The organism is Streptomyces anthophorae (assembly GCF_049310305.1).
Lineage (GTDB): Bacteria > Actinomycetota > Actinomycetes > Streptomycetales > Streptomycetaceae > Streptomyces.
Genome location: NZ_JBLWQQ010000001.1, coordinates 2,074,439 through 2,087,262 on the forward strand (window position 1 = coordinate 2,074,439; position 12,824 = coordinate 2,087,262).

The 12,824-nt window shown below is 71.6% G+C and carries 9 protein-coding genes; 7 read left to right on the top strand and 2 right to left on the bottom strand.

Going from position 1 to position 12,824, the window contains the following annotated elements:
* Positions 1-115 precede the first annotated feature (115 nt).
* Positions 116-1,948 (top strand): exo-alpha-sialidase, encoded by a 1,833-nt coding sequence (locus ACNYS0_RS09315; protein ID WP_422472222.1) that lies wholly within the window; start codon positions 116-118, stop codon positions 1,946-1,948.
* Between the two features lie 2 nt (positions 1,949-1,950).
* Here ACNYS0_RS09315 and ACNYS0_RS09320 read toward each other — a convergent pair whose 3' ends face one another.
* Positions 1,951-2,871: a LysR family transcriptional regulator gene (locus tag ACNYS0_RS09320; protein ID WP_422414687.1), complete on the bottom strand. Its 921-nt coding sequence runs from the start codon at positions 2,869-2,871 to the stop codon at positions 1,951-1,953.
* Positions 2,872-2,955: 84 nt separating this feature from the next.
* Here ACNYS0_RS09320 and ACNYS0_RS09325 point away from each other — a divergent pair, with 84 nt between their 5' ends.
* The 3 genes from ACNYS0_RS09325 to ACNYS0_RS09335 all read left to right on the top strand — a co-directional run bounded on the left by ACNYS0_RS09325 (position 2,956) and on the right by ACNYS0_RS09335 (position 7,305).
* On the top strand, positions 2,956-4,437 hold the full coding sequence (locus ACNYS0_RS09325; protein WP_422472224.1) for an aminotransferase class I/II-fold pyridoxal phosphate-dependent enzyme: 1,482 nt from the start codon (positions 2,956-2,958) through the stop codon (positions 4,435-4,437).
* Between the two features lie 42 nt (positions 4,438-4,479).
* Positions 4,480-6,000: an APC family permease gene (locus ACNYS0_RS09330; RefSeq protein WP_422472226.1), complete on the top strand. Its 1,521-nt coding sequence runs from the start codon at positions 4,480-4,482 to the stop codon at positions 5,998-6,000.
* A 75-nt stretch (positions 6,001-6,075) separates the two neighbouring features.
* Positions 6,076-7,305 carry a DUF4185 domain-containing protein gene (locus tag ACNYS0_RS09335; RefSeq protein ID WP_422472228.1) on the top strand — a complete coding sequence of 410 codons (1,230 nt, stop codon included), beginning with the start codon at positions 6,076-6,078 and terminating at the stop codon, positions 7,303-7,305.
* On the opposite strand, the gene ACNYS0_RS09340 is transcribed toward ACNYS0_RS09335, so the two are convergent.
* Positions 7,235-8,284 (bottom strand): bile acid:sodium symporter family protein, encoded by a 1,050-nt coding sequence (locus ACNYS0_RS09340; RefSeq protein WP_422472230.1) that lies wholly within the window; start codon positions 8,282-8,284, stop codon positions 7,235-7,237. The genes ACNYS0_RS09335 and ACNYS0_RS09340 overlap by 71 nt on opposite strands.
* 125 nt (positions 8,285-8,409) lie before the next feature.
* Here ACNYS0_RS09340 and ACNYS0_RS09345 point away from each other — a divergent pair, with 125 nt between their 5' ends.
* The 3 genes from ACNYS0_RS09345 to ACNYS0_RS09355 all read left to right on the top strand — a co-directional run bounded on the left by ACNYS0_RS09345 (position 8,410) and on the right by ACNYS0_RS09355 (position 12,803).
* Positions 8,410-9,273, top strand: a complete 864-nt coding sequence (locus tag ACNYS0_RS09345) for a LysR substrate-binding domain-containing protein (RefSeq protein ID WP_422472232.1) — start codon at positions 8,410-8,412, stop codon at positions 9,271-9,273.
* A 294-nt stretch (positions 9,274-9,567) separates the two neighbouring features.
* Positions 9,568-11,397, top strand: a complete 1,830-nt coding sequence (locus ACNYS0_RS09350; protein ID WP_422414693.1) for an AMP-dependent synthetase/ligase — start codon at positions 9,568-9,570, stop codon at positions 11,395-11,397.
* 143 nt (positions 11,398-11,540) lie between these two features.
* The gene (locus ACNYS0_RS09355; RefSeq protein ID WP_422472234.1) at positions 11,541-12,803 is read left to right on the top strand and encodes an ABC transporter substrate-binding protein; all 1,263 of its coding nucleotides are present in this window, start codon (positions 11,541-11,543) and stop codon (positions 12,801-12,803) included.
* Positions 12,804-12,824: the final 21 nt, after the last annotated feature.

The window sequence follows — 12,824 nt, forward strand, 5'->3', positions numbered from 1 at the left end:
GCCGTCGCGGTTCTTGTGGGGCGTGGGGAGGCACACGTAGCGTCTGTTCTTCACACATAGGACGTAGGACGTCGGATGTCCGGAGAGCCGGACGACCCGAAGGGGTGGCCGCGCCATGCACAGAAGATCCGTCCGCACCGGTCCGAGATCCCTGGTGGTGGCCGCGCTCGCGGTCGCCGCCGCACTCCCCGTTCCGGCCTCCGCGCAGGCCGCCTCGAAACCCCGACCCCCTTTTGAACAGCAGGTGTTGTTCAAGGCCTCGCAGGACCCCGGGTACGCCTGCTACCGGATCCCGTCCGTCGTGCGGACAGTGCGCGGCACCCTCCTCGCCTTCGCCGAGGGACGCAAGAACGACTGCACCGACGCGGGCGACATAGACATCGTCGTCAAGCGGTCCGAGGACGGCGGCCGCACCTGGTCGCCGCTCCAGGTCATCAACGAGGGCGCGGGCGACACCCACGGCAACCCCTCCCCCGTCGTGGACCGCGGAACGGGCCGCATCCTGCTGGCGGAGACGTACAACACGGGTCGCACGGACGGCAAGAACTGCGACGTGCCGTGCGACCGCACCCCCCACATGCAGCACAGCGACGACGACGGCCGCACCTGGTCGCGCCCGCGCGACCTGAGCGGCGAACTGCTGCCCGACGACTTCAACTCCTGGTACGCGACCGGTCCCTCGCACGGCATCCAGCTGACGCGGGGACCGCACCGCGGCCGCCTCGTGTTCGCGGTCAACGCCGAGACGTGGAACGGCAGTCGTGTGACCGCGAACCACGCCGCCCTCGTGGTCAGCGACGACGGCGGCGAGCACTGGCGGGTCGGCGCGAAGGACTCCTGGCCGGTCGCCGAGGACGGCACGTTCCGGCAGAAGCCCTCCGAGATGGCGCTCGTCGAGCTGCCCGACGGCACGATCCACATCAGCGGGCGCGAGCAGGACGGCACCGACCTCGGCCACCGCACCCAGACCGTCAGCCGGGACGGCGGCGACTCCTTCGACCGCCCCTTCACCGCGCTCCCGGATCTCTACACGCCGCAGGTCCAGGGGGCGACCCTGCCCGTGGGCAGGGACGGCGACCGGCTGCTGCTCGCCTGCCCCGGCGACCCCGACCGGCGGCGCACCATGGTGATCCGCTCCTCGTACGACGGCGGGCGCACCTGGGAGAGCTTCGACCGGGGCACCGTCGTGACCACGGACTGGTCGGGCTACTCGGACCTGGTGCAGGCGGACCGCGGGCACGTGGGGCTGCTGTACGAGGCCGGGGCCGTGGACGCCCGCGACGAGATCCGCTTCGCCCGGTTCACGCCCGACTGGCTGAAGCAGCGGCGCGGCCCCGATCCGACGACGGAGGACCGGGCGCCGGGCGCCCGGGACGCGGCCGTGCTCGGCGGACCCGCCGAAACGGACGGGCCGACCGGCGGGGCGCTCTCCTTCGACGGCACGGACGACGCCGTGCGCCTGCCCTACAGCGACCGACTGCGCCTGGGGACAAGGGATTTCACCGCCTCCCTGTGGTTCCGCCACAGCGCGGCGAGCGGTGAGCAGCCGCTGCTCTCGCTCGGCGGCACCGGGGCCTCGCAGCCGCAGGTGACGCTGCGCGCCGAACCCGCATCGAAGCGGATCATCGGGCTGATCACCGTGCGGGACGGGGCCGCGGCCCCCAGGACGGTCGCGGTGCGGTCGACGTCCGCGTACAACGACGGGAACTGGCACCACGTCCAACTACGGCGTGCCGACGGCCGGTTGACGCTCTCCGTGGACGGCGTGGAGGTCGGATCCGCCGCCGACGTGCCCGGGTCGGTGAGCCGGAATTCGCCGTTCGGTGCGCACATCGGGCAGCGCATGGACAGCCGGGCGTACTTCACCGGGGCCCTCGCCGACGTCCGTGTCACCGCGGGCGGCGACGACGTGCTGCGGCTGCCGCTGGACCGGATCAGGGGCGGCTGACCTCAGGCCGCCTCCCGCCAGTCCGCCGCGATCCGGTCGGCCTGGGTGCGCACGGCCGCCACCAGGTCGTGCGCACCCCGCCTGCGGGGCGGGCCCACGGTCGCGGCGGAGATGCGGCGGGCCAGGCGGGCGCCGTCGACGGGGCGTACGACGATGTCGGCGCGCGGCGAGTTCAGGGCGAGCCGGGGCACAAGGGCGACGCCCGCACCCGCCGCGACATGGCCCTGGATGACGCCGTAGTCGTCGGAGCGCAGCGCGGTCAGCGGCCGGTAGCCCGCCTCCCCGCAGGCCCGGTCGAGCTGCCGGTCGCAGGGGTCCCACGCGGTGGTGCCGACGATCCACGGCTCCTCGCGCAGCGCCCCGAGCGGCACCCGGTCGAGCCGCGCGCAGGGGTGGTCGGGCGGCAGCACGAGGTCGAGCGGGTCGTCGAGGACGGGCTGGAGCGTGATGCCGTCGTCCAGGGTGAGCGGGTCGTCTGGCTGGGTGAAGACGAGGGCGACGTGCAGCTCGTCGTGGCGCAACAGATCGAGCAGCGCCGGGAGTTCCCCCTCCGTCAGGTCGAAGGTGACGCCCTGCTCGGCGATCTGGCGGACCGCGCGCGGCAGGAGCAGCGCGCTCGCGGTCGGGAACGCGCCGACCCGCAGCACCGTCTCCGCCCCGCCGAGCAGCGCCCGCACCTCGTCCTCGGCCCGGCCGAGCCGCCGCACCACCGCGTCCGCGTGCGGCAGCAGGGTGCGGCCGACCTCGGTGAGCGTGGCGCCGCGCGGGCCGCGCTCGACGAGCCGGGCCCCGAAGTGTCCCTCCAGCGTGGCCAGATGGTGGGTGACGGTGGGCTGGCTGTAGTGCAGCGAGCGCGCGGCGCCGGCGAGCGATCCTTCTTGGGCGATCGCACGCAGGACGTAAAGGTGACGAAGATCCAACACCGCCACAGGTTATTGATGAAATCTGCCCCCTTACAAGAAATTCTTCTGTTCTCTTGATCGTTTCTGGCTGCCAGGGTCTGCGGCGTGACACGAGAACTGGCTTACGACCCCGAAGACCACGGCCGTGCGCCCTACGCCGCCGCCGTCCGCGAGAGCGCGGCGGACGACTGGCTGCGGCTGAACGTGCCGGGCCACTCCGCGCAGCCCGAGCGCTTCCCGCACCTCGCGGAGACCTTCGGCGCGGACGTGCTGCGGATGGACTTCCCGCCGCTGCTCGAAGGGCTCGACCTCGGGCCCGCACCGACGCCCATGGACGAGGCGCTCGCCCTGGCCGCCGACGCCTGGGGCGCCGCGCGGACCTGGTTCCTCACGGGCGGCGCCTCGCAGGGCAACCGGATCGCGGGGCTCGTGGCCCGCTCCCTGGGAGAGACGCTGGTGGTGCAGCGCAGCGTCCACTCCAGCGTCGTCGACTCCCTCGTCCTGTCGGGGATGCGGGCGCACTTCGTGCAGCCGTCGGTGGACCACGGCCTGGGCATCGCGCACGGGGTGACGGCGGCCGATCTGGAACGGGCACTCGCCGAGGCGCCGGACGCGGCCGCCGCGTACGTGGTGACACCCAGCTACTTCGGCGCCGTCGCCGATGTCCGGGCGCTCGCGGACGTGGCGCACGCCGCCGGGGTGCCGCTGATCGTCGACGAGGCGTGGGGCAGCCACTTCGGCTTCCACCCCGCCGTACCGGCGAACGCCCTGTCGCTCGGCGCCGACCTCGTCGTCTCCAGCACGCACAAGCTCGCCGGCAGCCTGACGCAGGCGGCGATGCTGCACCTGGGCGAGGGGCCGTTCCGTACGGCCCTTGAGCCGCTGGTGCAGCGGGTGTTCCACCTGACGCAGTCCACCAGCGCCTCCGCACTGCTGCTCGCCTCCCTCGACCTCGCCCGGCAGTCCCTCGCGGCCGAACCGGGGCGGGTCCTGGAGTCCGTGGAGTGCGCCGACAAGATCCGTGACCGGATCCGCGCAGAGGGCCGGTTCCCCGTGGTGAGCGACGCGTTCCCGGGCGCCTTCCCCGATGTCGTCGGCGTGGACCCGCTGCGGATCGCCATCGGCACCCGAGCCGGGGGCGTTCCCGGCCACGAGGCGCGGCGCCGGCTGCTGCGCGAGCACCGCGTGCACGTCGAGGTCGCCACCGCCTCCGCGATCGTCGCGGTCGTCGGCGCGGGCAGCACGCCGGACGCGGAGCGCTTCGTGGAGGCGCTGCACGCCCTGCCGGAACTCACCGGCCCGGCGCGGGAGTTGAGCGCGCTGCGGCTGCCCGCTCCCGGTCCCGTCCGCACCACCGTGCGCGAGGCGTTCCTCGGCCCGAGCCGCCTCGTGCCCGCCGCCGAGGCGGTCGGACGCGTCTCGGCCGACACTCTGGCCGCGTACCCGCCCGGCATCCCGAACGTACTGCCCGGAGAGGTGCTCACCGCCGAGCACGTCGCCTTCTTCCAGGAGACCGCGCGGGCCCCCGGCGGCCATGTGCGCGGGGCCCCGGACCCGGCCGTGACCGCCCTCCGCGTCACCGACTGACCCACCCCCTCTGTCCGTACCACCGAGCCCAAGGATGTGCCCGTGGCCACAGACCGACCACCCCTGCTCGCCGTCGCCCTGCGCAAGAAGCCGGTGGCGGACCTGCTCGCCGAGAGCGGCGAGAGCAGCGGCACCGACGGCGCCGAGGGCGGCGCCCAGCTTCAACGTTCCATCGGCCTGTGGCAGTTGGCCGCGATCGGCATCAGCTGCACCGTCGGCACCGGCATCTTCTTCGTGCTCACCACCTCGGTGCCGCAGGCCGGGCCCGCCGTGCTGCTCTCGTTCCTGGTCGTCGCGATCGCCGCGGGTCTCACCGCGCTCTGCTACTGCGAGTTGGCGTCCGCGATCCCCGTCTCCGGGTCCTCGTACTCCTACGCGTACGCGACGCTCGGCGAGGGCGTCGCCTTCGCGGTCGGCGCGTGTCTGCTCCTGGAGTACGGGGTCGCGGCCTCGGCGACCGCGGTCAGCTGGGGCGAGTACCTGAACCTGTTCACGGACCTGCTGTTCGGCGTGCGGCTGCCGGACGCCCTGTCGGCGGCGCCCGGCAGCGGCGGCCTGATCAATCTGCCGGCCGTGGTCCTGGTCGGCCTGTGCTGTCTGCTCCTGGTGCGCGGGGCGCGCGAGTCGGCGGCCGTGAACGCGGTGATGGTCGCCGTGAAGGTGCTCGTCCTGCTGCTGTTCGTGGGGGTGGCGCTGACCGGGTTCGAGGCGGACCGGCTGCATCCGTTCCTGCCGCTGGGGATCGCCGGGGTCGGCACGGCGGCGTCCGGGATCTTCTTCTCGTTCATCGGGCTCGACGCGATCTCCACGGCGGGCGAGGAGGTGCGCAACCCGCGGCGCACGGTGCCGCTCGCGCTGCTGCTCTCGCTCGGTGTGGTCACCGCGCTCTACCTGGCGGTCGCGCTGACCGCGCTCGGCGCGCAGTCGTGGACCTCGTTCAGCGGGCAGGAGGCCGGGCTCGCCCAGATCCTGGAGCACGTCACGGGAGCGCACTGGCCGGCGCTCGTGTTCGCGGGCGGCGCCGTGATCTCCATCTTCAGCGTGACGCTCGTGTCGATCTACGGGCAGACCCGCATCCTGTACTCGATGGGCCGCGACGGGCTGCTGCCGCCGCTGTTCGCGCAGGTGTCGCCGCGGACGCGGACGCCCGTGCGGAACACGGTCGTGGTGTGCGCGGGCATCACGGTGCTCGCCGCGTTCGTGCCGCTCGACGTGCTCGCCGATCTGACCAGCATGGGGACGCTCGTGGCGTTCTCCGTGGTGTCGGTGGGGGTGATGGTGCTGCGGCGTACGCAGCCGGCGCTGCCGCGGGGGTTCCGGGTGCCGGGGTATCCGGTGACGCCGGTGCTGAGCCTCGCGGCGTGTGCGTATCTGTTGTACGGGCTGCACGTGTCGACGTATGTGTTGTTCGCGGTGTGGTTGGCGGGGGCCGCGGTGCTGTACCTCCGGTATGGGCGGCATCATTCGCGGCTCGGGGGTGTGGCCCGTCTCGCCCAGCCGTTGCCCACGTCACGGGGCTCCGCCCCGGACCCCGCGCCTCAATCGCCGGCGGGGCTTGAATGATCCGGTGCGGCCGGTGGCTTCGGGAGGCGTTCGCCCCGTGGACCAACGGTGCCCCGCGCACTAACGTCGCCTCGCGTGCGGAGTAGGCGGGAGCGGGTGGTGGTGCGGCGGGGGCCGCTGTTCGTGCTGCTTGCCGCTCTCCTCCTCGTACTGATCACGCTCGTCGCCCTCCCCGGCCGGGAGGGCGATGCGCGTTGCGGGCCGCGCGGCGTGACCTCGTGGTCCGCGGAGAATCGCCTGACCGGCGCGTTCGCCCGCTACGGCGACGACGCCTCCCGGCTCGACGACTGGACCGGCGGCGACGGGACGCACTCCGTGCGGCTGCCGGACGGGCGGCTGCTGTGGCTGTTCTCCGACAGCTACCTGGGCGCCGTGAACCAGCCCCCGAACCCCGCGGGGCAGCCGCACCCCTGGCGGACCGCGGACGCCCCCTTCGTCCGCAACTCGGCGGTGGTGACGGACCGTTCGGGAGCCCTGGACCGCACGCTCAACGCTCCCCTGTTCCCCGACACGGCCGCGGGCGAATGGCGCTGGCCGGTCGCCGCGCGCGTCGAGAAGAGCGGCGGGAAGCAGGTCGTACGGGTGCTGCTGTGGACGCGGGCCAAGGGCACGGGCTCGTACGTCTTCGGGGTGCCGAACGCGACGGAGGTGGCCACCCTGTCGCTGCCCGACCTGCGGCTCGAAGGCATCACTCAGGTCCTCGACCAGCGCCAGGTGCGGGACCCGGCGCGGCGCGTGCTGTACGGGACGACGGCGGTGGACCACCAGGGCTGGACGTATGTGTTCGGGGCCGACGACGGGCAGCGGGCGACGCATCGCGCCTACGTGGCGCGGGTTCCGGCCGGCCGGCTCGGGGACGTCCGGGCGTGGCGGTACTGGGACGGGAAGCGGTGGGGCACGCGCGCCGCGCCGGTCCTGGGCGACGACAGGCGCCGCGGCGTGGGCACCGCCTTCACGGTGGTGCGGGACGACGGCACGTACGTCCTGTTCACGACGGCGGCGGGCGCGGCGGGGCTGACGGAGGTCACCTCGTACTGGGCCTGTTCGCCGACGGGCCCCTGGCACGGCCCGGCGAAGGCCTTCACGCCGCCGCTGCCGCGCGACGCGGAGAGGCCCTCGCAGGCCGCCGCGTACAACCCGCAGGCGCATCCGGCGCTCTCCGGCGGCGGGCGGCTCGTCCTGAGCTACGACGTCAACTGGCTGGACGCCGCGCCCGCCGCCGCGCAGGCGCAGCTCAGCCGGAACGTGTCGCTGTACCGACCGCGGTTCGTGTCTGTTCGGCTGGGGCCTCCAGCGGCTCGCTGAACTCCGGCTCCTCGGGGTCCCGGGAGCGGCGCTTGGCGATGACCGCGCAGACCATCAGCTGCATCTGGTGGAAGAGCATCAGCGGCAGCACGGCCAGTGAGGCGTGCACGCCGAACAGCACGCTCGCCATGGGGAGCCCGGAGGCGAGGGACTTCTTCGAGCCCGCGAACTGGACGGCGATCCGGTCGGCCCGGTTGAAGCCGAGCGCCTTCGCGCCGTACCAGGTGACCGCCAGCATGATCGCGAGCAGCACCGCCTCCACGACCAGGAGTCCGGCGAGGCGGACCGCGCTGACCTGATGCCAGATGCCCTGCACCATGCCCTCGCTGAACGCCGTGTAGACGACGAGCAGGATCGAGCCGCGGTCGACGTAGCCGAGGATCTTCTTGTGCCGGGTGATGAAGCCGCCGACCCAGCGGCGCAGCAACTGGCCCGCGAGGAACGGCACCAGGAGCTGGAGCACGATCTTGACCAGCGAGTCGGCGGAGAAGCCGCCGCCGCTGTTGCCGAGCAGCGCGGCCGCGAGCAGCGGCGTCAGGACGATGCCCGCGAGCGAGGAGAAGGAGCCCGCGCAGATCGCCGCCGGGACGTTGCCGCGCGCGATCGAGGTGAACGCGATCGACGACTGGATGGTGGAGGGGACGAGGGTGAGGAAGAGGAGGCCCTCGAAGAGGTTCTGCGGCAGCAGCACCGGCACCAGGCCGCGGGCCGCGAGGCCGAGCAGCGGGAACACGACGAACGTGCAGGCGAGGACGGTGACGTGGAGCCGCCAGTGGCGCAGCCCGTCCATCGCCTCACGGGTCGAAAGGCGCGCCCCGTAGAGGAAGAAGAGGAAGGCGACGGCCGCGGTCGAGGCGCCGGACGCGACATCGGCGGCGGCCCCTCGGGCCGGGAGCAGTGCGGCGAGGCCCACTGTCGCGATCAACGCCAGGATGTACGGGTCGATCGGCATCCAGCTCGGCCAGGTCAGGCGTTTCATTGGTTCCTTGCTCTCGGTACGTGTCGTGCCCTCTCCATCGTCCTCCTCCCGGTCGTGATCGGGAATCCTGCATACCGCTCTTACTGTGATCGCGTCGCGTGATGAGCGGGGGTACGGTTCCTGGCATGTACGACCCCGGGCAACTCAGGACCCTCCTCGCCGTCGCGCAGACGCTGAGCTTCACGCAGGCCGCGCGGCGGCTCGGCCTGCGGCAATCGACCGTGAGCCAGCATGTGCGGCGCCTGGAGGACGCGACCGGGCGCACGCTGTTCACGCGGGACACGCACTCCGTGGAGCTGACGGAGGACGGGGAGGCGATGCTCGGATTCGCCCGGAGGATTCTGGAGGTGCACGAGCAGGCGGCGTCGTTCTTCACGGGGACGCGGCTGCGGGGCCGGCTCAGGTTCGGGGCGTCGGAGGACTTCGTGGTGACCCGGCTGCCCGAGATCCTGGAGTCGTTCCGGGCCGAGCATCCTGAGGTGGACCTGGAGTTGACGGTCGAGCTGTCGGGGACGCTGCACGAGCAGCTGGACGCGGGGAAGCTCGATCTGGTGCTCGCGAAGCGGCGCCCGGAGGATCCGCGCGGCGAGTCGGTGTGGCACGACCAGTTGGTGTGGATCGGCTCCGAGCGGCTCCGTATCGACCAGGACCGGCCCGTCCCGCTGATCGTCTACCCGCCGCCGGGGATCTCGCGCGCCCTGGCCCTGGAGGCGCTCGAGCGGCACGGGCGGGCGTGGCGGGTCGCCTGCACGAGCGGTTCGCTGAACGGGCTCGTCGCGGCGGCGCGGGCGGGGCTCGGCGTGATGGCCCACTCGCGGGGGCTGATCCCGCCGGGGCTCGTGCGGGTGCCGGACCGGGTCGGCCTTCCGGAGCTGGGTGAGGTCGACTTCGTGGTGCGCAGCGCGACGCGGGGCGAGAGCGAGCCCGCGCGGGCGCTCGCGCAGGCGATCCTCGCGGGCGGGGACCGGCTGCACCGGAGTCACCGCTGAGAACGAGGGTGGTACCGTCCCCCGGAACCGACCACTCCGTCTAAAAATTCGGCGGACGGTCGACGGTGACCTCTTTGCACAGATCCAATGGAGGCCCGTGAAGAGGGCCGGGAGATTACGCTCCCGAAACTTACTGAGGCGTAAGTAATCTGCCCAGCTCCACCCGTTGTGGCCCGTTATAAACGTCTGACCTGTGCAAATTCCGCGCACCTTCCGCTCACGGAAGGCACTCCCGTAAGCGCTTCCGGTCGGGTACCGTCACCGACGCTGTGCGGAGCGCCACAAGGAGCAACTTTGCGTGAGTTCACCAACCCCCCTGTGGCGTCGGCGCCGCTCGTCGGCGGCCTGGCCGACGCCGTGTTCGACCACGCCCTGGACACACCGGGGCATATAGCCCTGGCCCGCAAGGACCGGCACGACAAGTGGCAGGACGTCACCGCTGCCCAGTTCTGCGACGAGGTGATGGCCCTGGCCAAGGGCCTGCTCGCGCAGGGCATCCGGTTCGGCGACCGGGTCGCGATCATGTCGCGGACCCGCTACGAGTGGACGCTGTTCGACTTCGCGCTGTGGACCATCGGCGCCCAGGTCGTCCCCATCTACCCGACGTCCTCGGCCGAGCAGGTCTTCTGGATGCTGTACGACTCCGAGGTGTCGGCGGCCATCGTGGAGCACGAGGACCACGCCATGACCGTCGCCACGGTCATCGGGCGGCTGCCCCATCTGCACCGGCTGTGGCAGCTCGACGGCGGCGCCGTCGACGAGATCACCGCGTCCGGCACCCACATCGACGACGAGACGGTGCACCGGCACCGCCGCGCGATCACCCCCGAGTCGACGGCCACGATCATCTACACCTCCGGCACCACGGGCCGGCCCAAGGGCTGTGTGATCTCGCACGGCAACTTCATGTACGAGGCCGACACCGTTGTCGCGTACTGGGAGCCGGTGTTCTCCTCCAAGCGCGACCGCACGCCCGCCACGCTGCTCTTCCTGCCGCTCGCCCACGTCTTCGGACGGATGGTGGAGGTCGCGGCGGTCCGCGGCGGCGTGAAGCTGGCCCACCAGCCGGAGCTGCGGGCGTCCGCGCTCATGCCGGACCTCCAGTCGTTCAAGCCGACGTTCATCCTCGCCGTGCCGTACATCTTCGAGAAGGTGTTCAACGCGGCCCGCAGGAAGGCCGAGAACGACGGCAAGTCGGGACCGTTCGAGAAGGCCATCGAGTGCGCCGTGAAGTACGCGGACGCGCAGGAGGCGAAAGCATTCGGCACGGGCCCTGGACCCTCCGCCTCGCTGCGCATGCAGCACTCCGTCTTCGACAAGCTCGTCTACTCCAAGGTCCGCGCGGCGATGGGCGGCCGGGTGCGGCACGCGTTCTCCGGCGGCTCGGGCATGGACCGCAAGCTCGGCCTGTTCTTCGAGGGCGCGGGCGTCTCCATCTTCGAGGGGTACGGCCTCACCGAGTCGACGGCCGCCGCGACCGCGAACCCGCCGGAGCAGACCCGCTACGGCACGGTCGGCCAGGCGATACCCGGCTCCAGCGTGCACATAGCCGACGACGGCGAGGTGTGGGTCTACGGCCGCAACATCTTCCAGGGCTACCTCAACGACCCGAAGTCCACCGACTCCTCCCTGTACGACGGCTGGCTCGCCACCGGTGACCTGGGCTCCCTCGACGAGGACGGCTATCTCACCATCACGGGCCGCAAGAAGGAGATCCTCGTGACCTCCGGCGGCAAGAGCGTCTCACCGCAGCAACTGGAGGAGCGGGTGCGCGACCACCCGCTGATCGCGCAGTGCCTGGTCGTCGGCAACGACCGCCCGTACATCGCCGCGCTCGTCACCCTCGACACCGAGGCCGTCGACCACTGGCTCGGCATGCGCGGCAAGCAGTCGATGTCCCCCGCCGACCTGGTGCGCGACCCGGACCTGGAGACGGAGGTGCGGCGCGCGGTGGTGGCCGCCAACACCCTGGTCTCGCAGGCCGAGTCGATCCGTACGTTCCGGATCCTCGCCCACCAGTTCACCGAGGAGCACGGCCTGCTCACGCCGTCCCTGAAGCTGAAGCGCAAGGCGATCGAGCAGGCGTACTCGGCGGAGGTCGACGCGCTGTACGGGACGCTGTGACCGCCCCCTCGACCGGCCCCGGAGGAGCCCGCTGAGGTAAACCGTGGGTAACTGACGGGTCATCAACTACCGATGCGTCAGTTATTGACGGTTCATCAGGTCGCGCACAGAATCACCCTCACTCCGACGGAGGGGGACCGACCGTGTCGCGACCGATCCGCGCCATCACCGCCACCGTGGCGGCACTCCTGCTCGCCACCGCGTGCAACTCCACCGCCAACAGCGGGAACAACACCGCCGGCGGGCAAGGGGGTTCGGTCCGCGGTGTGACCGACGACAGCATCAAGGTGGGCGGCATCGTCTCCATGACGACGTCGAGCGGCTACAGCAAGAAGGACACCGACCTCGGCGCGAAGGCCCGCTTCGACCGGGCCAACGCCGAGGGCGGCGTCAACGGCCGGACGATCGACTACCTGGGCGCGGAGGACGACGGCCAGGACCCGGCGAAGAACCTCGCGGCGGCCCGCAAACTCGTGCAGCAGGACAAGGTGTTCGCGATCTCGCCGATGAGTTCGGTGACGTTCTCCGGGGCGGACTTCCTGCAGAAGCAGAAGGTGCCGACGTTCGGCTGGGGCACGCTCCCCTCGTTCTGCGGACCGACGTACATCTACGGCTACGGCGGCTGCATGGTGCCGATGCCGGGCGGCACCATCTCGCAGACCTGGCCCGAAGGCCTGAAGAAGGTCACGGGCGGCGCGAAGGGCAGGTCCGTGGCGATCCTCGCCAACGACAACGACGCGGGCACCTTCGCCGTCCGCACGTACAAGCAGTCGTTCAAGTCGGCCGGATACAAGGTCAGTTACGCGAAGGCGACCGTGCCGGCGACGGCGGTGCCGAGCGACTGGTCGGCGTACACCAAGGAACTGCTGCGCAGCGACGGCGGGAAGGCTCCCGACGTGGTCGTCTCCGTGATGCAGACGCCGTACAACATCGGCCTGTTCACGGCCGTCAAGCGCACCGGGTACCAGGGTGTGCTCACCGACCCCACGGACTACGACCCCGGGCTGCTCGCCAAGAAGGCGACGAAGCAGGCGCTCGACGGGGTGCACGTGCTGCTGTCCTTCGAGCCGTTCGAGGCCTCGACGCCCGAGATGAAGCAGTTCAAGGCCGACATCAAGAAGGCGTCCGGGGGCAAGGACGTACCCCTCAACATGCACATGATGACGGGCTACATGAGCGCCGACCTGTTCCTCGCCATCGCCAAGAAGGCCGGCAAGAGCTTGACCGTCGCCTCGTTCCAGAAGGCGGCGAACGGGTTCTCCGACACCGGGACGCTCGTCGGTGACCGGGCACTGCCGCGCGGGCGCACCGAATCGTTCGGCTGCGGGGCGCTCGCGCAGCTCAAGGACGGGGCGTACCGGGTGTCGTCCGCGTTCAAGTGCTATCCGCCGATCCCCTTCAAGTAGGCCGAGGAAAAAGGGGTGTTG

Coding starts and splice junctions, on each gene's coding strand:
- ACNYS0_RS09345 (WP_422472232.1), top strand. CDS start 8,410: ATGTACGACCCCGGGCAACTCAGGACCCTCCTCGCCGTCGCGCAGACG.
- ACNYS0_RS09315 (WP_422472222.1), top strand. CDS start 116: ATGCACAGAAGATCCGTCCGCACCGGTCCGAGATCCCTGGTGGTGGCC.
- ACNYS0_RS09340 (WP_422472230.1), bottom strand. CDS start 8,284: ATGAAACGCCTGACCTGGCCGAGCTGGATGCCGATCGACCCGTACATC.